Origin of the sequence: Rhizobium sp. S96 (genome assembly GCF_030382195.1) — a bacterium.
In the GTDB taxonomy this organism is placed as follows: Bacteria; Pseudomonadota; Alphaproteobacteria; order Rhizobiales; family Rhizobiaceae; genus Rhizobium.
This window is the reverse complement of sequence record NZ_JAUDRY010000003.1, coordinates 672855-698649: the sequence shown is the minus strand read 5'-3', so window position 1 is coordinate 698649 and position 25795 is coordinate 672855. Positions and strand designations below refer to the sequence as shown.

Annotated in this window: 26 protein-coding genes and 1 tRNA gene; 11 read left to right on the top strand and 16 right to left on the bottom strand. The window is 60.7% G+C overall.

Annotated elements, in window-relative coordinates; translation table 11 throughout:
- Positions 1–45 precede the first annotated feature (45 nt).
- Entirely contained in the window at positions 46–453 is a 408-nt protein-coding gene (locus QTL94_RS04435; protein ID WP_065691489.1) for an ester cyclase, read from the top strand.
- 47 nt (positions 454–500) lie between these two features.
- Here the strand turns inward: QTL94_RS04435 and fabI are convergent, their stop codons facing one another.
- From fabI to fabA, 3 genes are read right to left on the bottom strand one after another with little or no spacing between them, the layout of a single operon-like run.
- Positions 501–1307, bottom strand: coding sequence for an enoyl-ACP reductase FabI (fabI, locus tag QTL94_RS04430; protein WP_065691488.1), 807 nt, complete (start codon positions 1305–1307; stop codon positions 501–503).
- A 4-nt stretch (positions 1308–1311) separates the two neighbouring features.
- Positions 1312–2535, bottom strand: coding sequence for a beta-ketoacyl-ACP synthase I (gene fabB, locus QTL94_RS04425; RefSeq protein WP_065691487.1), 1224 nt, complete (start codon positions 2533–2535; stop codon positions 1312–1314).
- A gap of 59 nt (positions 2536–2594) precedes the next feature.
- Positions 2595–3110: a 3-hydroxyacyl-[acyl-carrier-protein] dehydratase FabA gene (gene fabA, locus QTL94_RS04420; RefSeq protein WP_065691486.1), complete on the bottom strand. Its 516-nt coding sequence runs from the start codon at positions 3108–3110 to the stop codon at positions 2595–2597.
- 301 nt (positions 3111–3411) lie between these two features.
- On the opposite strand from fabA, the gene irrA reads away from it, so the two are divergent.
- On the top strand, positions 3412–3831 hold the full coding sequence (gene irrA / locus QTL94_RS04415; RefSeq protein WP_065691485.1) for an iron response transcriptional regulator IrrA: 420 nt from the start codon (positions 3412–3414) through the stop codon (positions 3829–3831).
- 1 nt (position 3832) lies between these two features.
- Here irrA and QTL94_RS04410 read toward each other — a convergent pair whose 3' ends face one another.
- On the bottom strand, positions 3833–4468 hold the full coding sequence (locus tag QTL94_RS04410) for a trimeric intracellular cation channel family protein (RefSeq protein ID WP_065691484.1): 636 nt from the start codon (positions 4466–4468) through the stop codon (positions 3833–3835).
- Positions 4469–4588: 120 nt separating this feature from the next.
- On the opposite strand from QTL94_RS04410, the gene QTL94_RS04405 reads away from it, so the two are divergent.
- Positions 4589–5071, top strand: a complete 483-nt coding sequence (locus QTL94_RS04405) for a hypothetical protein (RefSeq protein ID WP_065691483.1) — start codon at positions 4589–4591, stop codon at positions 5069–5071.
- A 6-nt stretch (positions 5072–5077) separates the two neighbouring features.
- Here QTL94_RS04405 and QTL94_RS04400 read toward each other — a convergent pair whose 3' ends face one another.
- A complete protein-coding gene (locus tag QTL94_RS04400; protein ID WP_289800722.1) occupies positions 5078–5863 on the bottom strand; it encodes a YdcF family protein in 786 nt (261 codons plus the stop codon).
- Positions 5864–6095: 232 nt separating this feature from the next.
- Between QTL94_RS04400 and QTL94_RS04395 the strand changes: the two genes are divergently transcribed.
- Positions 6096–6317 carry a hypothetical protein gene (locus QTL94_RS04395; RefSeq protein ID WP_289800721.1) on the top strand — a complete coding sequence of 74 codons (222 nt, stop codon included), beginning with the start codon at positions 6096–6098 and terminating at the stop codon, positions 6315–6317.
- Positions 6318–6378: 61 nt separating this feature from the next.
- Here the strand turns inward: QTL94_RS04395 and QTL94_RS04390 are convergent, their stop codons facing one another.
- From QTL94_RS04390 to QTL94_RS04380, 3 genes are all read right to left on the bottom strand, one after another.
- Positions 6379–6702: a hypothetical protein gene (locus QTL94_RS04390; protein ID WP_065691480.1), complete on the bottom strand. Its 324-nt coding sequence runs from the start codon at positions 6700–6702 to the stop codon at positions 6379–6381.
- Between the two features lie 204 nt (positions 6703–6906).
- Positions 6907–6982: transfer RNA gene (locus QTL94_RS04385), tRNA-Ala, on the bottom strand.
- Positions 6983–7135: 153 nt separating this feature from the next.
- Complete coding sequence (locus QTL94_RS04380) at positions 7136–7522, bottom strand: TIGR02300 family protein (RefSeq protein ID WP_065691479.1); 387 nt, start codon at positions 7520–7522, stop codon at positions 7136–7138.
- Between the two features lie 248 nt (positions 7523–7770).
- On the opposite strand from QTL94_RS04380, the gene QTL94_RS04375 reads away from it, so the two are divergent.
- The 3 genes from QTL94_RS04375 (at position 7771) to rpsA (ending at position 10936) form a co-directional block, all read left to right on the top strand.
- Positions 7771–8412, top strand: a complete 642-nt coding sequence (locus QTL94_RS04375; protein WP_289800720.1) for an FMN-binding negative transcriptional regulator — start codon at positions 7771–7773, stop codon at positions 8410–8412.
- A gap of 8 nt (positions 8413–8420) precedes the next feature.
- A complete protein-coding gene (gene cmk / locus QTL94_RS04370; protein ID WP_289800719.1) occupies positions 8421–9068 on the top strand; it encodes a (d)CMP kinase in 648 nt (215 codons plus the stop codon).
- A 167-nt stretch (positions 9069–9235) separates the two neighbouring features.
- Positions 9236–10936 (top strand): 30S ribosomal protein S1, encoded by a 1701-nt coding sequence (gene rpsA / locus QTL94_RS04365; RefSeq protein WP_018899132.1) that lies wholly within the window; start codon positions 9236–9238, stop codon positions 10934–10936.
- 84 nt (positions 10937–11020) lie between these two features.
- Here the strand turns inward: rpsA and QTL94_RS04360 are convergent, their stop codons facing one another.
- From QTL94_RS04360 to QTL94_RS04350, 3 genes are all read right to left on the bottom strand, one after another.
- Complete coding sequence (locus QTL94_RS04360; RefSeq protein ID WP_289800718.1) at positions 11021–12601, bottom strand: hypothetical protein; 1581 nt, start codon at positions 12599–12601, stop codon at positions 11021–11023.
- 226 nt (positions 12602–12827) lie between these two features.
- Positions 12828–13454, bottom strand: coding sequence for a ribonuclease D (locus tag QTL94_RS04355; protein ID WP_289800717.1), 627 nt, complete (start codon positions 13452–13454; stop codon positions 12828–12830).
- 74 nt (positions 13455–13528) lie between these two features.
- On the bottom strand, positions 13529–14335 hold the full coding sequence (locus QTL94_RS04350) for a MerR family transcriptional regulator (protein ID WP_289800716.1): 807 nt from the start codon (positions 14333–14335) through the stop codon (positions 13529–13531).
- A 199-nt stretch (positions 14336–14534) separates the two neighbouring features.
- Between QTL94_RS04350 and QTL94_RS04345 the strand changes: the two genes are divergently transcribed.
- Positions 14535–15815, top strand: coding sequence for a 4-aminobutyrate--2-oxoglutarate transaminase (locus tag QTL94_RS04345; protein ID WP_289800715.1), 1281 nt, complete (start codon positions 14535–14537; stop codon positions 15813–15815).
- A 38-nt stretch (positions 15816–15853) separates the two neighbouring features.
- Positions 15854–17335, top strand: a complete 1482-nt coding sequence (locus QTL94_RS04340) for an NAD-dependent succinate-semialdehyde dehydrogenase (RefSeq protein ID WP_289800714.1) — start codon at positions 15854–15856, stop codon at positions 17333–17335.
- A 69-nt stretch (positions 17336–17404) separates the two neighbouring features.
- Here the strand turns inward: QTL94_RS04340 and QTL94_RS04335 are convergent, their stop codons facing one another.
- Positions 17405–17848: a PACE efflux transporter gene (locus tag QTL94_RS04335; RefSeq protein ID WP_289800713.1), complete on the bottom strand. Its 444-nt coding sequence runs from the start codon at positions 17846–17848 to the stop codon at positions 17405–17407.
- 105 nt (positions 17849–17953) lie between these two features.
- A complete protein-coding gene (locus tag QTL94_RS04330; RefSeq protein ID WP_065691471.1) occupies positions 17954–18163 on the bottom strand; it encodes a SlyX family protein in 210 nt (69 codons plus the stop codon).
- A gap of 179 nt (positions 18164–18342) precedes the next feature.
- Here QTL94_RS04330 and uxaC point away from each other — a divergent pair, with 179 nt between their 5' ends.
- Together uxaC and QTL94_RS04320 are read left to right on the top strand one after the other, a co-directional pair.
- Positions 18343–19758, top strand: coding sequence for a glucuronate isomerase (gene uxaC / locus QTL94_RS04325; RefSeq protein WP_065691470.1), 1416 nt, complete (start codon positions 18343–18345; stop codon positions 19756–19758).
- Positions 19755–21218 (top strand): mannitol dehydrogenase family protein, encoded by a 1464-nt coding sequence (locus QTL94_RS04320; protein WP_065691469.1) that lies wholly within the window; start codon positions 19755–19757, stop codon positions 21216–21218. The genes uxaC and QTL94_RS04320 overlap by 4 nt, the downstream gene beginning before the upstream one ends.
- A gap of 98 nt (positions 21219–21316) precedes the next feature.
- Here QTL94_RS04320 and QTL94_RS04315 read toward each other — a convergent pair whose 3' ends face one another.
- From QTL94_RS04315 to QTL94_RS04305, 3 genes are all read right to left on the bottom strand, one after another.
- Positions 21317–23767 carry a GcvT family protein gene (locus tag QTL94_RS04315; RefSeq protein ID WP_065691468.1) on the bottom strand — a complete coding sequence of 817 codons (2451 nt, stop codon included), beginning with the start codon at positions 23765–23767 and terminating at the stop codon, positions 21317–21319.
- Positions 23764–24642, bottom strand: a complete 879-nt coding sequence (locus QTL94_RS04310; RefSeq protein WP_065691467.1) for a choline/ethanolamine kinase family protein — start codon at positions 24640–24642, stop codon at positions 23764–23766. The genes QTL94_RS04315 and QTL94_RS04310 overlap by 4 nt, the downstream gene beginning before the upstream one ends.
- A gap of 64 nt (positions 24643–24706) precedes the next feature.
- Entirely contained in the window at positions 24707–25786 is a 1080-nt protein-coding gene (locus QTL94_RS04305) for an ABC transporter ATP-binding protein (RefSeq protein WP_289800712.1), read from the bottom strand.
- Positions 25787–25795 lie beyond the last annotated feature (9 nt).

The window sequence follows — 25795 nt, the reverse complement described above, 5'->3', positions numbered from 1 at the left end:
AGATCTGCTAGACTTCCCCCAGCACGCCTAGTGGAGGGGGAAGCCATGGACGCAGAAGCCAACAAGGACCTCGTCAGAGCCTATGTCGAGGCATTCAACCGCTTCGACATGCCAGCGCTGCGGGCGCTATTTGCCTCGGACGCGCGGATCTACGGTGTTCTGGGATATGGCGGGCTCGACGATGTCGAACCCATCTGGCACGAGCTCCACGAGGGTATGAACATAAACCTCGAGATCCTCGATATCGCTGCCGAAGGGCAGAATGTCGTCGCCCGCTACCGGGAGACAGGTCGCTATACCGGTTTCTTTCGCGGTCTCGTCGGTCATGACCCGACCGGGAAAAGCTACGATATCACCGCAATAGAATGGTTTGTCATCGAAGACGGGAAGATTGCGACCCGTTGGGGCGCTCGCGACTCAGCGGCAATCCTGCGGCAAGTCATGCATCCCTAGCGGATGCGCCTAAAGGAAAAGCCGGGCTTGGAGCCCGGCTTTTTGTCTTATTCCACGTCTGCCTTGCGCAGCGCCTCGAGCGCCGGCATCGAGGTTATGTTGAACCCGGCATCGACGAAGTGGATTTCGCCGGTCACGCCTGCCGCCATGTCGGAGAGCAGGTAGAGGGCCGAATTGCCGACGTGATCGATGGTTACGGTCTTGCGCAGCGGCGAGTTCTGCTGGTTCCAGGAAAGGATAGCGCGCGCGTCGGAGATGCCGGCGCCGGCAAGCGTGCGGATCGGGCCAGCGGATATCGCGTTGACGCGAATGCCGCGCGGACCGTAGTCAGCCGCCAGATAGCGCACGGAGGCCTCGAGTGCTGCCTTGGCAACGCCCATGACGTTGTAGTTCGGAATGACGCGCGTCGAGCCGTTATAGGTCAGCGTCAGCATCGAGCCGCCTTCGTTCATCAGCGGCGCAAGGCGCTTGGCGATTTCCGTGAAGGAGAAGCAGGAGATGACCATCGTGCGGCTGAAATTGTCGCGCGTGGTGTCGGCGTAAAGGCCCTTCAGCTCGTTCTTGTCGGAGAAGCCGATGGCATGCACGACGAAGTCGAGCGTGCCCCAGCGTTCCTTGATCGCTTCGACCGTGGCGTCGACCGAGTCAATGTCTTCAACGTCGCACGGCAGGACGAAGTCTGATCCGACCTCGGCCGCCAGCGGCTTGACGCGTTTGCCCAGTGCGTCACCCTGGTAGGTGAAGGCAAGTTCTGCACACTGTGCGGCCAGCGCCTTTGAAATTCCCCAGGCGATGGAATGGTTGTTCGCAACGCCCATGATAAGCCCGCGCTTACCCTGCATGATTCCCGTCATATTGTTATCCGTTGTAGCGCTGGAAGACGAGCGTGGCGTTGGTGCCGCCGAAGCCGAAAGAGTTGGAGAGCGCGATGTCGATCTTGGCGTCGTCGATACGCTTGCGAACGATCGGCACGCCGTCGAATTCCGGGTCGAGCTCTGTGATGTGAGCGCTTTCGCCGATGAAGCCAGCCTGCATCATCAACAGAGAGTAGATCGATTCCTGTACGCCGGCAGCGCCCAGCGAGTGACCGGTCAGCGACTTGGTCGACTGGATGTGCGGCATCTTGGCGCCGAATACTTCGCGGATCGCGCCGATCTCCTTGCTGTCGCCGACAGGCGTCGAGGTGCCGTGCGTGTTGACGTAGTCGACATCGCCCTTCACCGTCGAGAGCGCCTGGCGCATGCAGCGCACCGCGCCTTCGCCCGACGGAGCGACCATGTCGTAACCGTCGGAGGTCGCGCCGTAGCCGACGATTTCAGCGTAGATCTTGGCGCCGCGCGCCTTGGCGTGTTCCAGTTCTTCAAGAACCAGAACGCCAGCGCCGCCGGCGATGACAAAGCCGTCACGGCTGACATCGTAAGCACGCGAGGCCGTTGCCGGCGTGTCGTTGTACTTGGAGGACATCGCGCCCATGGCATCGAACAGGTTCGACATCGTCCAGTCGAGGTCTTCGTGACCGCCGGCGAACATGATGTCCTGCTTGCCCCATTGGATCATCTCGGCGGCGTTGCCGATGCAATGTGCCGAGGTCGAGCAGGCCGACGAGATCGAGTAGTTGACGCCGTGGATCTTGAACCAGGTCGCGAGCGTGGCGGAGGCCGTCGAAGACATCGCCTTCGGCACGGCGAACGGGCCGATGCGCTTCGGGCTGTTGTTCTTGATGGTGATCTCGGCAGCTTCGATCAGGGTACGGGTCGAAGGACCGCCCGAACCCATGATGATGCCGGTGCGCTCGTTGTTGCTGATGTCGCTTTCTTCGAGGCCCGAATCGGCGATCGCCTGCTTCATCGCAACGTGATTCCACGCACCGCCCTGGGAGAGGAAGCGCATGGCACGGCGATCAACGAGATCCGTCGGATCAAGCGTCGGACGACCCCAGACCTGGCACTTGAAGCCATGCTCGGCAAAATCGTTGGAGAAGGAAATGCCGGACTTGGCATCGCGCAGCGAAGCGGTGACCTCGGCGGCATCATTGCCGATCGAGGAAACAACGCCCAGACCCGTGACAACTACCCGTCTCATGTGTTTCGACCTTTTCGTTTTTTCTAACTTGGAGAACCGGGCACGAGTGCCCGGCGAAATCAGGCTTCTTTATCCTTGGACAGGCCGACGCGCAGGTCGGTTGCCTGATAGATGGTTTCGCCGTCTGCCTTCAGCCAGCCATCGGCGGTGCCGAGCACCAGGCGGCCGCGCATGACGCGCTTGAAATCGATGCCATATTCGAGAAGCTTCGTGGTCGGGCGGATCATGCCCTTGAACTTCACTTCGCCCGTCGAGAGCGCCATGCCGCGTCCGGGCTCGCCCAGCCAGCCGAGGAAGAAGCCGGTCAGCTGCCACATGCCGTCAAGGCCGAGGCAGCCAGGCATGATCGGGTTGCCCTGGAAGTGGCAGGGGAAATACCAGTCATCCGGCTTCACGTCGTATTCGGCGCGGATATAGCCCTTGTCGAAGGCGCCGCCGGTTTCGGAAATATCGGTGATGCGATGGACCATCAGCATCGGCGGCAGCGGCAGCTGCGCATTGCCCGGGCCAAACAGCTCTCCGCGGCCGCAGGCCAGGATTTCCTCGTAGTTGTAGCTGGATTGTTTCGTCGCCATGAAAACTCTAATTCCCCCCGCAACTATGCCGATGGATGTGAACGTTTAGTCCAAGTACAGCAGAAAATGAAGCATAAGCATGGCTGAGCTTCCCCACCAACAAGGACCGGCTGTGCGCCTTATTTGGTGGTCGCATACAGGAAGGCCAAGCCCTCGGCCAGAGGTATTTGCTCGAAAAGCCCGATTTCGCGGCCTTTTCGCACCTGTTGTCCCCATTGAAGCTATTGAAAGGCTTTTGCGCAAAAGTTATATGGCTAAGGAAACCTGATTGCTGGACGCTAGATTAAACGGAGTTCGTCGAATGGCGGCTGAAGCCCCGCTTACCATCGAAGCAAGGCTGCGTAGCGCAGGCTTGCGACCGACGCGACAGCGTGTGGCCCTGGGTGATCTGCTCTTTGCAAAGGGCGACCGGCATCTGACGGTCGAAGAGTTGCACGACGAAGCGGTGGAGGCCGGCGTGCCGGTTTCTCTCGCAACGGTTTACAACACGCTGCACCAGTTCACCGAAGCCGGCATGATTCGTGTGCTCGCGGTGGAAAGTGCGAAGACCTACTTCGACACCAATGTCTCCGATCACCACCACTTCTTCATTGAGGGCGACAACGACGTCCTCGACATCCCGGTAAGCAACCTGACGATCGCCAACCTGCCGGAGCCTCCCGAGGGCATGGAAATCGCCCATGTCGACGTGGTCATCCGGCTGCGGCCGAAGCAGCGCTAAGCTACATCACATCATCGGGATGGCGGCCAGGCTTGGCCTTGTAGGTCGGGATCGTCCAGCCGAAATGGAGCGCACCGCCACGAACGGCGAATGCCGCAAGAACACCCACGGCGGACGCCGAGTAGATGGGTAGATCCAGTCCATTCGCGACCGTGAAGATCCCGGAGCCGATCAGCGCTGCGGTGATATAGATTTCCGGCCGCAAGAGCACCGACGGCTCGTTGGCAAGCAGATCGCGCAGGATCCCGCCGAACGTCGCCGTCAATGTGCCGGTGACGATGGCGATCGTTGGCGAACCGGTTGCCGCAAGGCCCTTGGCGGCGCCCATGACGCAATACGCCGACAGTCCGACGGCATCGAGCCATATCAGCAAGCGATAGCGTGACTCGACCAGATGCGCCGTGAAGAAGACGATGATGCCGGCGGCGCAGCAAACCAGGATATAGGTCGGGTTTAAGACCCAGAATACCGGTACACGACCGAGCACCATGTCGCGCACCGTGCCGCCACCCGCTCCAGTCACGATCGCAAAAAACAGGAAGCCGACCAGATCGAGCTGCTTGCGCGATGCTGCGAGCGCACCAGTCGCTGCAAAAAGCGCAACGCCGGCATAATCCAGATAGACGAACAATGACATGCGGTGCTCCGGAGACCGACAGGATATCCTGATGAATGAATCATGGCGGCAAGGGCGGCGCAAGGCGGCTCTGCCAAAGTCGTCGATTGATAGCCCCCTATTCGGCCAAAAGAGAAACCCGTGAAAACGCTCCTGATCACCCTGAACCTTCTCGCATTCCTCGTGATGCCCGTTGCCGCCTTTGCTCAGCAATCGTTGCTTTCCGATCCGGAGATCTACGAGAAGAAGCACTTTCAGGAGCAGTGCACCAAGGCTGAGTTCTCGGACGCCTTCGTAACGCATCAGGACATCAACAATGACGGCCTGATCGATACGGTGGTCAATGAAGGGGAGCTCACCTGTGATGGCGAGAAGGGGCCGGGCTGCAACGACGATGGTTGCACCTACAACTTCTACCTCCAGGTCGCCGAAGGCGGCTACTTCATGATCGCGACCGCGCAGATCTACGGCTACGACTTCGTCCAGCGCTTTGGCAACATGGTCCTAGCCATGAAGATGCATCCGCGCTTCTGCGACCGCCCGGATGCCGACCCGACAAAGGAGCAGTGCACGGTCACCGCCCGGGTGCGTGGCACGAAGTTCGTGACGATCTCCAAGAAATAGATTGCGTTAGCCCGGATAGAGCGCCGACGTGCGCCCGGCAAAATAGTACCCGACCAGCCCGAACCACTCGCGAATGGCCGTTGCCATGTTCTGCGAGTTCCGGTTCGGCTGGGTGAAGTCGATCCCGAGGACCTCATGTCCGTCGGTCCGGTAATCGGTCGGCCAGGGCACGATATTGATTCCCTGCTTGCGAAAGATGCCGACCGAGCGCGGCATGTGGTAGCCGGACGTGATCAGCAGGCAGTCCGACAGCCCCTGGCTTGCCAGCAGTTCCTTGGTGTTCGTCGCGTTTTCAAAGGTGGTACGCGATGTCGTCTCTTCGACCAGGCGCTCTTTTCCGACGCCGAACAGCGGGAAGAAGCGGGCGGATATCACCGCATCGCCTTCGTAGATGCCCGACATCGAGCCGTCGCCGCCTGAAATCAGGATGCGAGATTGCGGGTACTTCTGAGCAAGACGCAGCGCTTCGATGAAGCGGTCTCCGCCGGCGTTGAATTCGATGCCGTGCCGCGCCGTATTGACTTCATTTTCGAAGGCACCGCCGAGCACGATCATGCACTGCAGGTTTTCGGGGTCCTGCGGCTTTGGAAAGCGCTCCTCCAGTCCCTGCAGAAGATAGGTACCGACGCTCGTGTAGAGCGTGACGAAAAGGATGAGCGCTCCAAGTGCCGCGCTTGCGATACCCGTTTTGCGCCACCGGATGCAGCTCAGAAGCACGGAGAGCACGGCGAAAAGAAAAGCGAGAGAGAGCGGCTGTCCAAAAACCCAGACAAGTTTTGAAAAGAGAAACAAAGGCAACGCCCTCCCTGGATTTCGATCGACCGCTTTATCCGATGCGATAATGAAGGAAGCGCGACATGGTCAACCGCGCCAGCCGCAATTGCACGCGTTTTTACCGTAGTTGGAGCTGCGATGCCCGTTCCCCTTGCATGCGCCGAAATGACGCTTTGTCAAAAGAAGGCCGGGCGATAGCTACCTCCAAGCTGGCAACAAGACTGCCAGTCCTACCGAACGGAGGAATGCGATGATCAAGAAAACAGCTTTGACTATTGCGATCCTGGCAATTGGCGCCGTTCCAACGATGGCGGCCACCCATTATTACGTTGTGCATCCTCATGACAGTGCGAAATGCAGCGTGGTTTCCAAGCATCCAGACGGCAAGATGGAAATGATGGTCGGCGGCGCACACAAGACGAAAGCGCTGGCTGAATCTGCCATGATGTCATCGCCGGCTTGCAAGTCGTGAGCTGATAAGTACGCCTGATACGCGCCCGCCGACCGGCGGGCGTTTGCGAATCCGATTGCCGCTAAATCACCGAGTAGGCGAACAGGACCCCGATTCCGACGATTGCGACAAGGCCCAGCAGGAAACATTGATCTGCGAACAGTTCCAGCCGTCTGCTCGCCACCACATTGTCCTCCATCCGCAACGACAAATATGAGCTCATTGCGCTGGCGAGGAACACTAGTGTCGCGAGGGCGGCATATTCGTCGACATGACTGCTTTGCCCTTTGAGCTCCGTGACCTTCACCAGGCCGATCAATGTCATGCAGATGCCGATCATCGTACCGGAGGTCGGCAGGATATGATGGGAAAGAGCGATTTTCCGGCCATGCGTATCTTGTGACATTGCGCGCCTCCGCAGCTAGCCAGCGTACAGTCTGGAGGTCAGCCTCCGCATTTGCGGCAGCGTTAAACGGCGCGAACTGGGCGAAATTACTGGCAGGCGAAGCTTCACCGCGCTGCAAAGTGACGCACCAGGCGATCAAATTCAGGTGATGCGGAACGTCACAAAGGATCGAGCATCGGACTAGAATTCAGAATAAGGAAGATTTGGTGGAGCTAAGCGGGATCGAACCGCTGACCTCTTGCATGCCATGCAAGCGCTCTCCCAGCTGAGCTATAGCCCCATCAGGGTGGTCCGGTTTGTGGCCGGGCCTGGGATGCTTCGCGAAGCGCTTTGCCTCGGGAAGTGGCGGCTTATTACTTCCGGTTTTCGGAGATGGCAAGCCCAAAAAAATAGGCCCGGCGAAATTTTCTCGTCCGGGCCGATAGTTATCGGATCAGACTTCGTCTTCGTCGCCGGTCACGCCGATGATGTCGCTCATATCGTCGTCATCGTCGTCTTCATCGGCTTCGAGGAAGGTATCGTCGTCATCGCCTTCGATTTCAACGTCGTCATCGCCCATATCGGGAATGTCGTCTCCGGATGCGCCTTCATCGGCGTCCTCGAGCGAAACCAGTTCGACTTCCGTGCTTTCGGCATCGACTTCCGCGACCTCTTCTTCGTCCTGGGCTTCTGCGGCAGCAGCAGCCGAGGTTTCCTCGAAGTAGGAGAGGGGGTAGGACTTGCCTGTGTAAGGAGAAACGATCGGATCCCGGTTCAGGTCGTAAAATCGCTTGCCGGTTTCTGGATCGGTACGCTTGGTTCCAAGTTCCGCTTTCGCCACTGTTAGCCTCGTGAGAATGGCCGAACCTAGATTCGGCAAATGCCGTTAAAACCGGCGTTCTGTTCGGAATTTATAAGCCGGTCCCCATAATCGTTGCAGCCTTACATGTCAAAGCCAAACTTCATGCTTTGCTCATGCGCGTTACGCAACGACTGGATGACCGGCACCGTCCTTTGTGTTAGTGACCCGGATATTGTTCATTTGCAAGGGAAAGCCGGCATTGCCCCGGCACCCGAATGGATCGCCCGATGTATCAGCCCCCGCATTTCAGAGAAGACGATCTCGACACCCAACATGCGCTGGTTCGCGCCCATCCACTTGGCCTGCTCATCACCGCGGGCGAGTCGGGCCTGATCGCCAACCCCGTGCCCTTCCTTCTGGATGCTGCCGCCTCGCAAAAGGGGACGCTGCGCCTGCATGTCGCCAGAGCCAACGGGCAATGGCGGGATATTGGGGCCGGCGCCGAGGTGCTCGCCGTGTTCCAGGGCGCCAATTCATACGTCACGCCGTCCTGGTACAAGACCAAGCAGGAGACCGGCAAGGTCGTGCCTACGTGGAACTATGCCATCGTGCAGGCGAAGGGCTCAGCGCGGGTGATCGAGGACGCGAACTGGCTTCTCGCGCAAATCACCGCCATCACCCGTCAGCAGGAAGGGGCGCGGGAGAAGCCGTGGGCGGTCGGCGACGCACCGGACGATTTCATCCGTGCGCAGATGAAAGGCATCGTCGGCATCGAAATCGAGATTTCCTCGATCGAAGGCAAGTGGAAGGTCAGCCAGAACCGACCGGTTGCCGATCGGCAAGGGGTCGCGGTTGGCCTTGGTGAAATGCCGGATCAGGCCGAGATGATCGACCTCGTTCGCCATTACGGCGGATTGACCACGGAATGAGTGCATCCATGACCATGCAGAACTTTACGATCGCCATCGATGGTCCGGCCGCGGCCGGCAAAGGCACGTTGTCGCGCCAGATTGCGGAGGCCTACGGTTTCCATCATCTCGATACCGGCCTGACCTATCGAGCAACGGCGAAGGCGCTGCTCGACACCGGCCTGCCCCTCGACGATGAAATAATCGCCGAAAAGATTGCTCGCGAGGTTGAACTCGGCGGCCTGGATCGCGACATACTCTCGAAACACGAGATCGGCGAAGCTGCGTCGAAGATTGCTGTCATGCCGTCCGTGCGTCGCGCGCTGGTGGAAGCACAGCGCCGGTTTTCGGAAAAGCAGCCGGGCACCGTGCTCGACGGCCGCGACATCGGAACCGTGGTCTGCCCGCAGGCGCCGGTGAAGCTCTACGTGACGGCCTCGCCGGAGGTGCGTGCCCGACGCCGCTATGACGAGATTGTCGGCAGGGGAGGCCCGGCCGACTACGCGGAGATTTTCGAGGACGTCAAACGGCGCGATGAACGCGACATGGGACGGGCCGACAGTCCTTTGAAACCAGCGGGAGACGCGCACTTGCTTGATACGTCGGAAATGAGTATAGAAGCCGCGTTTCAAGCCGCGAAATCGATCATCGATGCGGCCTTGAACCGAAATACATGAATTGAGGCGTTTGCTCAGGGCTTTGCCCGACTCGCCTTGCAAGACAGCTTGAAATTCCGTCCAAGCGCCGGATTGCCTTCGATGAGAGGGCGGACGGGGATCAGGCTCATTCAACACGAACCAACCGGCGCATACGTGTCCAGAAATCCGGACACGCAGGAGATTTCATGTCAGTAGCTACTCCCTCTCGCGAAGATTTCGCGGCCCTTCTGGAAGAATCCTTTGCCAAGAACGATCTGGCTGAAGGCTATGTAACCAAGGGTATCGTAACGGCAATCGAGAAGGACTCCGCCGTTGTCGACGTTGGCCTCAAGGTCGAAGGTCGCATTCTGCTCAAGGAATTCGGCGCCAAGGCCAAGGACGGCACGCTCAAGGTCGGCGACGAAGTCGAAGTTTACGTTGAGCGCATCGAAAACGCTCTCGGCGAAGCTGTTCTGTCGCGCGAAAAGGCTCGCCGCGAAGAGAGCTGGGTCAAGCTCGAAGCCAAGTTCGAAGCTGGTGAGCGCGTTGAAGGCGTTATCTTCAACCAGGTCAAGGGCGGCTTCACGGTTGACCTCGACGGCGCGATTGCCTTCCTGCCGCGTTCGCAGGTCGACATCCGTCCGATCCGCGACGTTACCCCGCTGATGCACAACCCGCAGCCCTTCGAAATCCTCAAGATGGACAAGCGTCGCGGCAACATCGTCGTATCGCGTCGTACGGTTCTGGAAGAATCCCGTGCCGAGCAGCGTTCTGAAATCGTTCAGAACCTCGAAGAAGGCCAGGTTGTTGACGGTGTCGTCAAGAACATCACCGATTACGGTGCGTTCGTTGACCTCGGCGGCATCGACGGCCTGCTGCACGTCACCGACATGGCATGGCGCCGTGTGAACCATCCGTCGGAAATCCTGTCCATTGGCCAGCAGGTCAAGGTTCAGATCATCCGCATCAACCAGGAAACCCACCGCATCTCGCTCGGCATGAAGCAGCTCGAGTCGGATCCGTGGGATGGCATCCAGGCCAAGTATCCGGAAGGCAAGAAGATCTCCGGTACCGTCACGAACATCACCGACTACGGTGCGTTCGTCGAGCTGGAGCCGGGCATCGAAGGCCTGATCCACATCTCGGAAATGTCCTGGACCAAGAAGAACGTACACCCCGGCAAGATCCTGTCCACGAGCCAGGAAGTCGAAGTCGTCGTTCTCGAAGTCGATCCGTCCAAGCGTCGTATTTCGCTCGGCCTCAAGCAGACCCTGGAAAATCCGTGGGCGGCATTCGCTCGCAACCATCCGGCCGGCACTGAAGTCGAAGGCGAAGTCAAGAACAAGACCGAATTCGGCCTGTTCATCGGCCTTGACGGCGATGTTGACGGCATGGTGCACCTCTCTGACCTCGACTGGAACCGTCCGGGCGAACAGGTCATCGAAGAATACAACAAGGGCGATGTCGTTAAGGCTGTCGTTCTTGATGTAGACGTCGAAAAGGAGCGCATCTCGCTCGGCATCAAGCAGCTCGGCAAAGACTCGGTCGGCGAAGCTGCCGCTTCCGGCGACCTGCGCAAGAACGCTGTTGTTTCGGCTGAAGTCATCGCCGTCAACGACGGTGGCATCGAAGTGAAGCTCGTGGATCACGAAGACATCACCTCGTTCATCCGCCGCGCTGACCTCGCTCGCGATCGCGACGACCAGCGTCCGGAGCGCTTCTCGGTTGGCCAGACGGTTGACGCTCGCGTCACCAACTTCTCGAAGAAGGACCGCAAGGTCATGCTTTCGATCAAGGCTCTGGAAATCGCTGAAGAGAAGGAAGCCGTTGCTCAGTTCGGTTCGTCCGACTCTGGCGCTTCGCTCGGCGACATCCTCGGCGCGGCTCTGAAGAACCGCGGCGAATAATCGCCAGCCGTCAAGGCTTGAAGAATGAAAGAACCCGCCGGAGCGATCCGGCGGGTTCTTTGTTTTGGTTCGTTGAAAGCCGATTTATTCCCAGCCGACCATGCGGCGGTAAAGGGCATAGGCCTCCTCGGCCACCGGCGGCATGGCGAGGCCTGGTGCCGGAAGAAGCTGCATCGACGTATCGTTCCGTGGCGCGATCGGTGGGGGAACATCGTCGGCATCTGCAAGCATCATCGCCGGCTCGTCTGCAGCACCATCCGCCGGAGCGTCGGAATCGCCTTCGTCTTCCTGCTCGTCGGATTGTGGTCCGGCGTCGTGGTCTTCCCGGTGCATTTCCCTGGAGCCGCTATCGTCCGCCTCATCCTTGGCGAACTGATAGGGCTGCGGCGCATACGGCACGCCTTCGACGATCTTCATCAGCACGGGCGCGTAGGCCATGTCGATCGTCGGCGCATCAGCGGGGCGCGGATCTGCTTCGTGCGTTGTCTGTCGGTTCGCGGCTGCATTGATCGCCGCCGCATCCAACGCCGGTTGGGCCGTGAGCGGAGACGCCTGACGGGCAACCACTGCCTGCAATACCGGCTGATCGGATGGCCGGATCAGCTCGTCGGGAATGTCGCCAATCAGGGCGTCATCGAGAATGACGTCGATGTCCACTGCGGGATCGATATCGGCCGCCTCCAGCAAGGTCTCGCTCTCCTGATCGCGGATGATAGCAACGATCATATCCGTTGCGTCCTCCGACAAGGAGGCGGGAATGCCGGCCCAGCTCTTCGGGATGACGGGATCAGCCTTCGCTGCCACCGGCGCTGGTTCCGGTTCTATCGGCGCTGTGCTTCCAGCGGTGTCGGCAATGATGCGATCGGCATCTTCCGGTTTGAAGGCGGCACTGTTCGCCTCGGGGGGCTGCTGCCCTTCCTTCATGATAGCGGTCGAAATCTTCGCGCCCAGGCGGGCATCTGCGGCGTTGGCCGCCTGACCGGTCGACACGGGCTTTTCAGCCGACTTAATGTCGCTGGTGGCCGCCGCCGCGATTGTGGTCTTTGCCGGCGTCTCGCTCGCGCGTTCGCTCTGCGCCGGGACCGTTGCTTTGTTGGTGGCGGGAAGGTTCTCTCGCTGGATACTGATTTCCGCACGTTGTTCCTGGCGCGGCGCGGCGTCATTCTGGCCATAGGAACGGTTGACGGCCCGCGCTACGAGATCGCGGTCCTTGTAGCGCATGGTTTCGAGATAGGCGACAACACGAGCGGCTTCCGGGCCGGTCGGATTCTTGAGCGCCTCGACAAGAAGGCGCACCGGGATATCGTGACCTTGCGCGACAAGCTGCCGTTCGATCTGCGCAATCTTCGATGCCGGAAGCTTCTGGATGGCCTCGGCGAGGCGTGAGGCAAAGACAAGATTGGTCTCCGCATCATCACGCGGCACGACAAGAGCATCGCCGGTCGTCTTGAGAGCGTCGAGCAGTGCCTCCACCATCCGTTCGCGGACAGCGAGCAGCAGAATGCTCAGCCTGCCTGCGATCGCCGAATTCAAATCCGTCGTTTCGACTTGTTGAACCGGTGCAATCGCCGTTGCGGCGCGCACCAGGCTGTCGGCATTTAGGGACGCGCTCTGTCCCTGAGCCGAAAAACTTGCATTTGACGCTGCACGAACCGGAGTCAACATGGCATGCTCCTTCCATCGTAAAATGCTGTGAAAAGCAGGTTACAGGAGAGCCGCGCTCATCGGGCCCCTCGCATTCCGGCAGGTCCTCCCGCCTGTGTGACGCTGCATCGCGTCGTCGAATGCTTAAAAATTGATGAGTATCTTAATTAAGCTGTCTTAAGAAATTGCTAATCGCCGGCGCGCGGAGGCCGCGCCCGGTTTCGATTTCGACAGAGCAGCAGGAACGCTAGCTGTGGGCGAAGATGTCCGTCTCGTCCCATCCAAGCAGGTCGAGTTTCGCGCGGGTCGGCAGGAATTCAAAGCAGGCTGTCGCGTGCTCCATGCGGCCATCGCGCACGAGGCGGGCGGTCAGCTTGTCACGCAGCGCGTGGAGATAGAGCACATCCGAAGCCGCGTATTCGAGCTGCGCCTGGGACAGGGTCGCCGCCGCCCAGTCCGACGACTGCTGTGCCTTTGAGACGTCGACGTCCAGCATCTCTTTCAGATTGTCCTTAAGGCCGTGCCGGTCCGTATAGGTGCGGCAGAGTCGGGAGGCGATCTTGGTGCAAAAGACTGGCTGCGCGGTCACGCCGAAGGTGTGAAACAACACGGCAATGTCGAAGCGGCCGTAGTGGAAGATCTTCTGACGTCCGGTATCGGCGAGCAACGCCACGAGGTTGGGAGCATCCTTCTGGCCGGAGGCGATGCGGATGACATCGGCCGATCCGTCGCCCGGCGAAAGCTGCACGACGCAGAGACGGTCGCGTCGCGGCACCAGCCCGAGCGTCTCGGTATCGATCGCGATTGCGCCGGTGTAGCGGCCGGCATCGGCCGCGGAGATATCGCCTTCGTGATAACGTATGGTGGCCGCCATCGGTCTCGTCTTTCGTTCAAATGCTATTGTGGCGCTATAGCGCAAAGTCGGACTGGGCGATACCGCTTTGGACGTCAGAACGTCGGCGGAGTGTTGATCCAGATGAGAATCGTCTCACCGTCATGGCGATTGCGCCAGGAGTGATAACGACGGCTTTCGAAGTAGAGCGAGTCCCCCGGGCCGAGGTCGAAAAACTGATCGGAATCGAGCACCAGCTCGAGACGCCCGGAGAGCACGTGCATGAACTCCTCGCCATCGTGGCGGTAGGCGCCTTCGCTGGCAGCGCCAGGTGCCAGCACGAACCTGTGGCAGTCCATCATGGTGCGGCCCTCGGCAAGCAGCTGCACGGTGACCCCCGGCGTCGTTTCCGGCCAGGCGCGCCACTCGCCAGCGCGAACGACGCCCGGCAGGTCGTCAGTGTCTTCGCCGGACAGGCGCGAGACGGTCGTTCCGTAATATTCGGCAAGGTCATGCAGCGTCTTGAAACTGACACCCTGTGATGTCCGCTCCAGCGTGGAGAGCGTCGAAGCGGTGATGCCCATGTCGCCTGCGACCTGGTCCAAGGTTTTACTGCCAGCGTGCCTCAAGCTGCGCAACCGTCGCCCGATGTCCGAAATCACGCTTGTTTCGGAGAGATCCGAAGGCTCTTCGCTCTCCAGCGCCTCGCGGATTGCTGCCGGGTTGAGGCCGCGTTCCACCCGGTAGAATGAAATCCGCTTCAGTCGCGCCACGTCCTCGGCGCTATATTGCCGGTGGCCGGTATCCGAGCGGCTCGGGACGACAAGGCCTTGGCTTTCCCATAGGCGCAGTGTCGAGGCGGAGACGCCTGCCAGTTTCGCAGCCTCGGCCACCTTGTAGCGCACGGGCGCCTCGTTGTTCATAAGCCAATATTCCTGGTTTCGTTGTCTTTGGCGGGGAAAGGTCCCGCTGTTTTTTTGCCGTGAACCATTGCTGAAAACGCCAGCGGTTTGAAGCGGAAAATGACGCTTGCGTTCTTGCAGAAAAAATGTAGGTATTTTCTATAAGTCTTGCAGAAGTTATGCAAGATAATTCCGGATTCTCTAACGCAGGAACGCAAAGATGACCGCGACCACCCTCACAGACCGCAAGAATGCCGCCATTTCCCGTGGTGTTGGCATGACCACGCAGATCTATGCCGACCGCGCCGAGAATTCCGAGATCTGGGACAAGGAAGGCCGCCGCTATATCGACTTTGCAGCTGGCATCGCCGTTCTCAACACCGGCCATCGCCATCCGCGCGTGATTGCTGCGGTAAAGGACCAGCTCGATCATTTCACCCACACCTGCCATCAGGTCGTGCCCTACGAAAGCTATGTGCATCTTGCTGAGCGCCTCAACGCACTGACGCCCGGTAATTTTGAAAAGAAGACAATTTTCGTCACGACCGGCGCTGAAGCCGTCGAAAACGCCGTCAAGATTGCCCGCGCTGCCACCGGCCGTTCCGCTGTCATCGCCTTCGGTGGCGGCTTCCATGGCCGTACCTTCATGGGCATGGCATTGACCGGCAAGGTCGTCCCCTACAAGGTTGGCTTTGGCGCGATGCCGGGCGATGTCTTCCATATCCCGTTCCCCGTCGAGCTCCACGGTGTCACTGCCGACCAGTCGCTGACCGCTCTGAAGAAGCTGTTTGCCGCCGACGTCGACCCGCAGCGCGTCGCCGCGATCATCATCGAGCCTGTGCAGGGCGAAGGCGGTTTCTATCCGGCGCCCGTTTCCTTCATGAAAGCGCTGCGCGAGCTGTGTGACCAGCACGGCATCCTGCTCATCGCCGATGAGGTCCAGACCGGCTTTGCGCGCACCGGCAAGATGTTCGCCATGGATCACCATGAAGTCGCGCCGGACCTGATCACGATGGCAAAGAGCCTGGCTGGCGGCTTCCCGCTTGCAGCCGTCACCGGTCGTGCCGAAATCATGGATGCGCCAGGCCCAGGCGGCCTCGGCGGTACCTATGGCGGCAATCCGCTCGGCATCGCCGCCGCTCATGCCGTTCTTGATGTGATCAAGGACGAGGATCTCTGCGGCCGCGCCAACCAGCTCGGCGGCCGGCTCAAGCAGCGCCTGGAATCGCTGCGCGAGAAGGTGCCGGAGATTGTCGATATCCGTGGTCCCGGCTTCATGAATGCCGTCGAGTTCAACGACAAGACGACGAAGCTGCCGAGCGCCGATTTCGCAAACAAGGTGCGCCTGATCGCTCTTGAAAAGGGCCTCATCCTGCTCACCTGCGGTGTCCACGGCAACGTCATCCGTTTCCTGGCTCCGATCACCATTCAGGACAACGTCTTTGGCGAGGCACTCGACATTCTTGAAGCCTCGATTCTGGAAGCAAGCGCCGGCAAGTAAGCCGGCACTCGCCGACCCGTGCCTCTGGAGTACATGACATGGCATTCACGACTGCACTGACAAAACACGTTCGCTTCTCCTCTCCGTTCCTTCGCGACGCCGGCTACATCAACGGCGTCTGGACGGCGGGCAGCGCGACCGAAACCTTCGACGTCCTGAACCCCGCGACCGGCGAAGTGCTGGCATCGCTGCCGGACATGGGCGCCGCTGAAACCAGGGAGGCGATCGACGCCGCCTACGCCGCGCAGCCTGGCTGGGCCGCCCGTCCGGCCAAGGAACGCGCCAACATCTTGCGCAAGTGGTTCGATCTGATGGTCGCCAATGCCGATGAGCTGGCTGCCATCCTGACGGCCGAAATGGGCAAGCCCTTTGCCGAAGCACGGGGTGAAATCCTCTATGCCGCCGCCTACGTCGAATGGTATGCCGAGGAAGCAAAGCGCATCTACGGCGAGACCATTCCCGCGCCGTCGAACGACAAGCGCATGATCGTCATCAAGCAGCCCGTGGGCGTCGTCGGAACGATCACGCCCTGGAACTTCCCGGCGGCGATGATCACGCGCAAGATCGCCCCGGCGCTGGCCGTCGGCTGCACGGTGGTTTCCAAGCCGGCCGAACAGACGCCGCTTTCGGCACTGGCGCTTGCCGTTCTCGCGGAGCAGGCAGGCATTCCCGCCGGTGTCTTCAACGTCATCATCGGCCAGGACGGCCCGGCGATCGGCAAGGAGCTCTGCGGCAACGACAAGGTCCGTAAGATCAGCTTCACCGGTTCGACGGAAGTTGGTCGCATCCTGATGCGCCAGTGCGCTGACCAGATCAAGAAGGTCAGCCTCGAGCTCGGCGGCAACGCGCCCTTCATCGTCTTTGACGATGCCGATCTCGACGCCGCCGTCGAGGGCGCACTTGCCTCGAAGTACCGCAACGCGGGCCAGACCTGCGTCTGCGCTAACCGCCTCTATGTGCAGTCTGGCGTCTATGACGCCTTCGCCGCCAAGCTGGCAGCGAAGGTCGAGGAGATGTCGGTCGGCGATGGGTTCAAGGCAGGTGTGACGATCGGCCCGCTCATCGATGCGCAGGGGCTTGCGAAGGTCGAGGGTCATGTTACCGACGCTGTCTCCAAGGGCGCGAAGGTCCTGACCGGCGGCAAGCGTATCGACGGTGCGGGCACATTCTTCACGCCGACCGTCCTGACTGGTGTCACGCGCGGCATGAAGGTGGCGCGCGAGGAAACCTTCGGTCCGGTGGCGCCGCTCTTCCGCTTCGACACCGTCGAAGATGTGATCCAGCAGGCGAACGATACCGAGTTCGGCCTGGCAGCCTACTTCTTTGCCGGCGACATGAAGAAGGTCTGGCGGGTCGCAGAAGCGCTGGAGTACGGTATGGTGGGCATCAACACCGGCCTGATGTCGACGGAAACCGCCCCGTTCGGCGGCATCAAGCAGTCGGGCCTCGGCCGCGAAGGCTCGCGTCACGGCGCCGATGACTATCTGGAAATGAAGTATCTCTGCATGGGCAACGTCTGAGCATCAGGCGCCTTGCTTGCCAATCAATGGGATCGCCGGAAACGGCGGTCCCATTTTTCGTTGGAAGCGTTAGCCTTGAGACGCATCCGCCGCTATCTGCCAGTCCGGCAACGGGAAAACGCGGTCGTAAACCCAATTGAAGACGAAGGCATACACCATGTAGAAAAGGGCGAACGATACGTCCATCATCAGGGCCTGCAGCAGGCTGACGCCGAGATACCAGGCGATCAGCGGCAGCAGGACAAGCAGCAATCCGCCTTCGAACAGCGCGGCATGGGCGACCCGGATGGCGACAGTCTTTTGCGTGCCGCCGGTCAGGCGCTGCATGAGATGGTCGAAACCGAGATTGTAGAGATAGTTCCAGCCGGTCGCGATCGTGGCGCTCGCAACGCCGATCACGCCGATGTCGGCCATCGGCATGCCGAATGCCAAGGCGCCGAGCGGCGTGATGAGCGCCAAGCCGATAATTTCGAAGCTGATAGCGTGACGGATACGGTCTGCGGTCGATCGCATGTATAACCCCTATGGGATGGTCGGGTCGTCCCGAGTTTTATGCCCATAAGGGGGAGGTCGTCCTCACGACCATATTATAGGGATCCCGACTGCCCCGGACAAGGGTCAGTAGTGTGGCGGCCGCGTGATTGCGGGCGCTTCCAGCGATTGTTCTTCCAGCGAGAGAAAGCGTTCCGCCAGCCGATCGAGCTTGGCGCGGGTCTGTTCGACGACCTTCCACTGCTCTGCCAACTGATCGGAGAGCTCCTCGATAGTCTTCGTCTGATGGGCAATGATCTCTTCAAGCTGGGTGAGGCGGTTCGTCTCGTCGGACATCGGATTCTCCTTGCCGCAACCGATCTTCTTCGGCCCTCTCGAAAGCGGAAATAGGCCGCGCCGTCAATCGTTTCGAGGTCGATGCCAAACGTATCACAAAGTGAACCGTTTGGTTACTAAAAGCCCTTGCCGCGTCTTTTGTTGTAGGGTAGGGCGGTAATCCTCAGGGAGGAAATCTGATGGATGTTGGTAATGGCTTTCTTCATCCGGACCGGCTTTTTCCGGCCGATCCGACGACTCGCACGATCGCGCGGGACCTCTATGAGACTGTCCGTGGCCTCCCGATCGTAAGCCCCCACGGCCACACCGAGCCTTCCTGGTTTGCCGATGACAAGCCGTTCGAGGACGCATCGTCGCTGCTGGTCATTCCCGATCACTATCTCTTCCGGATGCTGCACAGTGTCGGTGTTTCGCTTGACGATCTCGGCGTGCCGAGGCTAGACGGAAAGCCGGTGGCTGCCGGCCGCGCGATCTGGCGCGCTTTTGCGGCCCATTATCATCTCTTTCGTGGCACGCCGTCGAGCCTGTGGGTCGACCATGCGATGTCCGCAGTCCTCGGCTGCACCGAGCCGCTGACGCCCGAGAACGCCGATACCCTCTACGATCACATCAACGCACAGCTGGCGCGTCCGGAGTTTCGTCCGCGCGCCCTGCACAAGCGCTTCGGCATTGAGACGATCGCCACCACGGAAGGCGCGCTCGACCCGCTGGTGCACCACCAGAAGCTCGCGGCCGATGGCTGGATCGGCCGCGTTCGCACCACCTATCGTCCTGACAGCGTCACCGATCCCGATGCTGTCGGCTTCCGCGACAATCTCATCCGCCTTGGCGAACTCACGGACTCCGATGTGACGAAGTGGGATGGCCTGATCGACGCACACCGCAAGCGCCGCGCTTATTTCCGCCAATACGGTGCAACCGCGACCGATCATGGCGTACCGACGGCCTTTACCGCAGATCTGCCGCTGGCCGATAAGCAAAGGCTGCTCGACAAGGCGCACAAGGGCACATTGAGCGCCGATGAGGCCGAACTCTTCCGCGGCCAGATGATGACCGAGATGGCGGGCCTGTCCGCCGAAGATGGCATGACGATGCAGATCCACGCCGGATCGCGCCGCAACACCGATCGCGAGCTGTTTCGGACGCGCGGCCCGAACATGGGCGCCGATATTCCGGGGCCGACGGACTGGGTTGGCGGTCTCTCAGCGCTGCTGTCGAAATATGGCCACGCGCCGGGTCTGCGCGTCCTGCTCTTCACCCTCGATGAAACCACCTATGCCCGCGAGCTGGCGCCAATGGCGGGCCATTGGCCCTGCCTGATGATCGGTCCGCCGTGGTGGTTCCTCGACAGCCCTGCCGGCATCCGCCGCTATCTCGATCAGGTGGTCGAGACGGCTGGCTTCGCCAACATGGCCGGGTTCAACGACGATACGAGGGCGTTGCTGTCGATTCCCGCGCGTCACGATGTCTGGCGCCGCGAGGTCTGCGGCTTCCTCGGACAGCTGACGGCGGAGCACCGCATCTCCCGCAAGGACGCCGAGATCGTTGCCGGCGAACTTTCCTATGGCAACGCGAAGAAGGCCTACAAGCTGTGACCGAACGACTGACGAGCCTTGTAGGCCTTGCGCCGACCGCCAAGCTTCCCGACTATGACCGCAATCTGCTGAAGGCCGGCATCCTGCACCTCGGGCCTGGTGCCTTCTTCCGCGCGCACTTCGCGCCGTTCACCGATGCCGCACTCGCCGCGGCCGGCGGTGATTGGGGAATAGAGGTGGCAAGCCTGCGCTCCGCTGATGTCGCCGATCACTTGAACCAGCAGAACGGTCTTTATTCGATGCTGGTTCGCGATACCTCGGACACGAAGGCCGAGATCATCGGGCCCATTCTTCGTGCGCATGTCGCGACGCGCAATCCTGGCGATCTCCTTCAGCGGCTAGAAGATCCCGCGATCCGGATCGTCAGCCTGACCGTGACCGAAAAGGCCTATGGCTTTGACGCGGCGAGCGGCGGTCTCGATCTCAATCACCCCGATGTCGCCGCCGATCTGGCCAATCCGCATGCGCCACGTGGCGTCATCGGTTATCTCGTCGAGGGCCTGTCACGCCGGCGCGCGAAGGGTATTGTGCCCTTTACGGCGCTCAGCTGCGACAACCTGCCGAGCAACGGTGCCGTGCTGAAACGGCTGGTGGTTGATTTCGCGGAGCGCGTCGATCCGTCGCTACGGCAGTGGATCGAACAAAACGTACCGTTTCCCTCAACCATGGTCGACCGCATCACCCCGGCCAGCACGGAAGCGACCTATCGCGACGCCGAAACGCTGACCGGCCGGACGGATCTTGCCGCGATCGAGACCGAACCTTTCGCGCAGTGGGTGATCGAGGACCATTTCGTCAACGACCGCCCGCAATGGGAGAAGGCCGGCGCCCTGATGGTCGAGGACGTCTCCGCCTATGAGAAGATGAAGCTTCGCATGCTGAACGGAGCGCATTCGCTTCTCGCCTATCTCGGCTACATAGGCGGCTATGAATTCATTCGGGATGTGATGGACGATGCTGGCCTTGCCGGTCTTGCGCGTCGCCAGATGAACGCCGCGGCGGCCACGCTCGATCCGGTTCCCGGCATCGATCTCGAAGCCTACGCGGACGAGCTGATAGCCCGCTTTGCAAACAAGGCCATCGCCCATCGCACCTACCAGATCGCCATGGACGGCACCCAGAAACTGCCGCAGCGCCTGTTGGAACCGGCGACGGAAGCGCTCGCCAATGGCAGTAGGGCGGAAACCTACGCGATCGCCGTCGCCGCCTGGATGCGCTATGCGCTCGGCATCGACAGGAACGGCCAAACCTATGAGCTCCGCGATCCGCGTGCTGGCGAGATTGCCGCCCTGCTTGCCAATGTGCCGCGTAACGGCGGCGCAGTCTCGGCGGCGCTCTTTACACTGCCGGGCTTGTTTCCTCCCGCGTTGACCAGGAATGTCGCATGGTCTGAAGATGTGGCCAACAAGCTCGAGATCCTCATCCAGGATAACAGGCTGCCACTGATCCGGGGTCCGTAAACAAGGGTTCCAGGTGTTCGAGGCCACCGGGACCCAAGACGCTGGAAGGTCCGCGCTCGGTAGAGCGCAGACACCAGCTCGGGTAAAGCTGCCTGCAGCTACGCTTTGATCCGCTTCATCTCAGGATCATAAAGCGGCTTCAATGACACACGGCAGGGAACACGTTCCCGGGCGACGTCGAGTTCGTAAGTGCCTGACAGCACGAAATCTTCGGTCACCCCTTCCGGATTGCGCACATAGCCATATCCGATCGGCTTGCCGATGGTGTAGCCGAAGCCGCCGCTGGAAAGCCAGCCGACTCGCTTGCCATCGCGGTAAATCGTTTCGCGACCGAGCAGAACGACCTCCGGATCGTCGGGCACGAAGCAGGCGAGCATCTTCTTGACGCCCGACGCCAGCTGCCGCTCGATCATCTCGCGCCCACGGAAGGGCGTGGCTTTCCTGGTCTTCACCGCCCAGCCGAGCCCCGCTTCGATCGGGGTGTGATCCGGCCCGATGTCGGAGCCCCAGGCGCGATAGCCCTTTTCGAGCCGGCAGCTCTCGATTGCGCGGTAGCCCGCATTGGTCAGATGAAACTCGCCTCCCGCAGCCATCAGCGCATCGTAGACCGCCGTCGCATATTCGACCGGAACATGCAGCTCGTAGCCGAGTTCGCCGACATAGGTGATGCGCAGTGCCCGAACCGGGCAGCCGGCGATGCCGATCGTCTTCACCCGTCCGAAGGGGAAGCCGGCGTTGGAAACATCGCTATTCGTCACCTTCTCCAGCACCGCCCGGGCATTCGGCCCCATGAGCGAAAGGACGGAATAGGCGGAGGTCACGTCGACCAGTTCGGCATGCATATCCTCAGGAATATTGCGTGCGATCCAATCGAAATCATGGGTCGCGAAACCGGTGCCGGTGACGATGTAATATTCATCCTCGGCAATGCGGGCGCAGGTCAGGTCGCATTCGATCCCGCCCTTGTCGTTCAGCATCTGCGTGTAGATGAGCGACCCCACCGGCTTGGCAACGTCGTTGGAAGCGATCCAGGACAACGCGGCTTCCGCATCGCGACCCTTGAGCGCGAACTTTGCAAAGGATGTCTGGTCGAAGATGACGGCAGCCTCGCGCACGGCCCGATGCTCACGCCCGACGGCGTCGAACCAGTTCTGCCTGTTGTAGCTATAGATGTCCTTCGGCTCTTCATTGGCGAAAAGATCCGCAAACCAGTTCGGGCGCTCCCAGCCGAGTTTTTCGCCGAAGCAGGCGCCCTGTGCCTTAAGCCGGTCGTAGAGCGGGGACCGGCGGCAAGGCCTTCCGCTCGCATATTCCTCGAAGGGAAAGGCGAGTGTGTAGTGCTTGCCATAGGCCTCGAGCGTGCGTGTGCGCACCCAGTCGGTGTCGAAATGCGGGCGGCCGAACCGGCGAATGTCCACCGGCCAGAGATCGTAAGGCGGTTCGCCTTTGGCCACCCATTCGGCCAGCGCCATGCCGGCGCCGCCGCCCGAAGCGATGCCGAACGCATTGAAACCGGCGCCGACGAAGAAGTTCTTCAGCTCCGGCGCCTCGCCGAGGATGAAGTTGCCATCCGGCGTAAAGCTCTCCGGCCCATTCAGCAGCTGCTTGACGCCGACATTCTCCAATGCGGGCACACGGCCGAGCGCCTGCTCCATGATCTGCTCGAAGTGGTCGAAATTGCTGTCGAGCAGCGTGTGGTGGAATCCCTCCGGAATGCCGTCCTTTGCCCAGGCAATCGGGTTCGGCTCGTAGCCGCCCATGACGATGCCGCCGACCTCCTCCTTGTAATAGGTCAGTCGATCGGGATCACGCAGCGTCGGCAGATTGGAGGGAACGCCGAAGGATTCGGTGATGATGTATTGATGCTCGACGGAAACCAGTGGCACGTTGACACCGAAACGCGCCGCAAAGCTCCTCGTCCACTGGCCGGCGCAGACGACAACGCGCTCACACTCGATGCGGCCATGCCCGGTGATGACGGCGCGGATCTTTCCCTTGTCGATCTCGAGATCGATCACCTCGGTGTCTTCGAAGATGGAGACGCCGGACATGCGCGCACCACGCGCCAGCGCCTGGGTGATATCGGAAGGGTTGGCCTGACCGTCGGTCGGGAGGTAAGCGGCGCCGACGAGGTCGTCGATCGTCATCAGCGGCCAGAAATCGAAGGCCTCCTGCGGCGTCAGCAGCTGCATGTCGAGGCCGAAGGATTGCGCCGTCGTCGCCTGCCGCTTCACCTCCGTCCAGCGTTCCTCGTTGCACGCGAGGCGTAGGCCGCCATTCATCTTCCAGCCGGTGCCGAGCCCGGTCTCTGCCTCCAGTGTTTTATAGAGCTCGACGGAGTAACCGAGCAGCTGCGTGATGTTGGCGCTGGTGCGTAGCTGCCCGACGAGGCCGGCGGCGTGAAAGGTGGTACCGGAGGTCAGCTTCTTGCGCTCGAGCAGCACGGTGTCCGTCCAGCCGAGCTTACCGAGATGATATGCGGTCGAGCAGCCGATGATGCCACCACCGATGACGACGACCTTTGCGGTCTTGGGCAATTCCTTGGTCATGCAGTGTCCTGTTCGAAAGCGTCATAGGCGCGCTCGAAACGCGCGCGGTTTTCTGCGGTATAGCCGACATAGTCGAAGTCTATGGTGGAGTGTATTTCAGAAACCATGCTCCAGAGCATTTCGCGCAGCAACGAAGCGCATTTCATGGCGCGGTATCGTTGCCAGAGATCGGGTGTGAGCGATCGCTGATAGTAAGCCTCAAGCAACGATCGCTCCGCGTCGTCGGCAAGCTCGTTGTTGGATGCAAGGCCGCCGAGGTCGAACAGCGGCGTGTTGAAGCCGGCATAATCCCAGTCGATCAGCCACAGCCGCTTGCCGTCGTCGAGAAAGTTCGCGGCCAGCATGTCGTTGTGACCGAAGGCGATCTCGAAGGGACCTGCCGCCGCTTCCAGCCTCTCGGCTTGCGCCAGCAGGCTGGGAAACAACGGGCGGTAGGGGCTGTTTGCCGCGTCCAGGTTGGCGATGTAATCGCGGATGACATGAAACACCCAGAAGATCGCTGCCGCACCACGGAACTCACGGGCGATATCATAGTGACAGGCGCGCACCAGCGGAATCACGCGCGCCAGCGTCTCGGCGTTCCTGATGTCATCGGGCGAAAGCGCCTTGGCCTCGATATAATCCAGGACGAGGATACCCGGCGCATGATGCACCACCTCGGGCGATAGCCCAGCCGCGTGGGCGGCCTGGCTTGCGGCAAGCTCGTTCTGCCGGATGATGTGGTGAACCGGGATATCCTCACCCAGCCTCACCACGCGTCGCGTCGTGCGGTCGCGCACCAGATAGTTCCGGTTGGTGATGCCGCCGGTGATAGGCGTGATGTCGATCGGACCGTGCCAGATGCCAAGCGAGCGTATCCGATCTTCAGGCGTCACGATTTCCCCCTGGTGGCCTATCCTATTGAAATCTTGGCCAGAAGGGGGAGCGCTGTCAAGCGTGCTAGATAGCGGCCCCCGAGGCGTCGAAGACGTGACAGCGGGCCGGGTCGAAGGAGGCCTTCACATTGGTGCCGCGTTCCACCTTCTGCTGCCCATCGAGCGCGACCGTCAGTTGCTGATTGTCTGGCGTCGTCGTGTAGAGCATGGTTGCGCCGCCGAGGTTTTCGACGAGGTCGACGTTGACGGTCGCAAGCGCGATGCCGCCTGTGTCGAGAACGGAGAGGTGCTCTGGGCGAATGCCGAAGGTGACGCTCTGGCCCGCTTCTGCCTTCAGGCGCCGTGGTAGGCGTACGGAATTGCCGCAGACGTTGATCGTCATGTCTGCATCGCCCGTCGTTTCGATCCGACCCTGCAGGAAGTTCATCTTCGGGCTGCCGATGAAGCCGGCGACAAAGCGGTTTGCCGGATTGTTGTAGAGATCGAGCGGCGCGCCGACCTGCTCGATACGGCCGGAATTGAGCACCACGATCTTGTCGGCCATCGTCATCGCTTCGACCTGATCGTGCGTGACGTAGATCATCGTGTTGCCGAGGCTCCGATGAAGCCGGGAAATCTCGACGCGCATCTGCACGCGCAGCTCGGCATCGAGGTTGGACAGCGGCTCGTCAAAGAGGAAGATCCGGGGTTCACGCACGATGGCGCGTCCGATCGCCACGCGCTGGCGCTGCCCGCCCGAAAGCGCTTTCGGCTTACGCTCCAAGAGCTTCTCGATCTGGAGAATCTCGGCCGCGCGCTTCACCTTCGGCTGGATGTCCGCCTTCTTGTAGCCCGCCGTTTCAAGCCCGAAGGCGAGGTTCTTGTAGACCGACATGTGAGGATAGAGCGCATAGGACTGGAACACCATGGCGATGCCACGCTTGGCTGGCGCCACTTCGTTCATCCGCTCGTTGTCGAGCATCAGGGCGCCGCCGGTGATCTCTTCCAGCCCCGCAATCATGCGCAGCAGCGTGGACTTTCCGCAGCCCGACGGGCCGACGAAAACCACGAATTCGCCTGGTTCGATTTTAAGATCGATGCCGTGAATGACATCCAGCGCGCCATAGCGCTTTTCGACCTTCTGAAGAACGACGCTCGTTGCCATCTCTCAAAT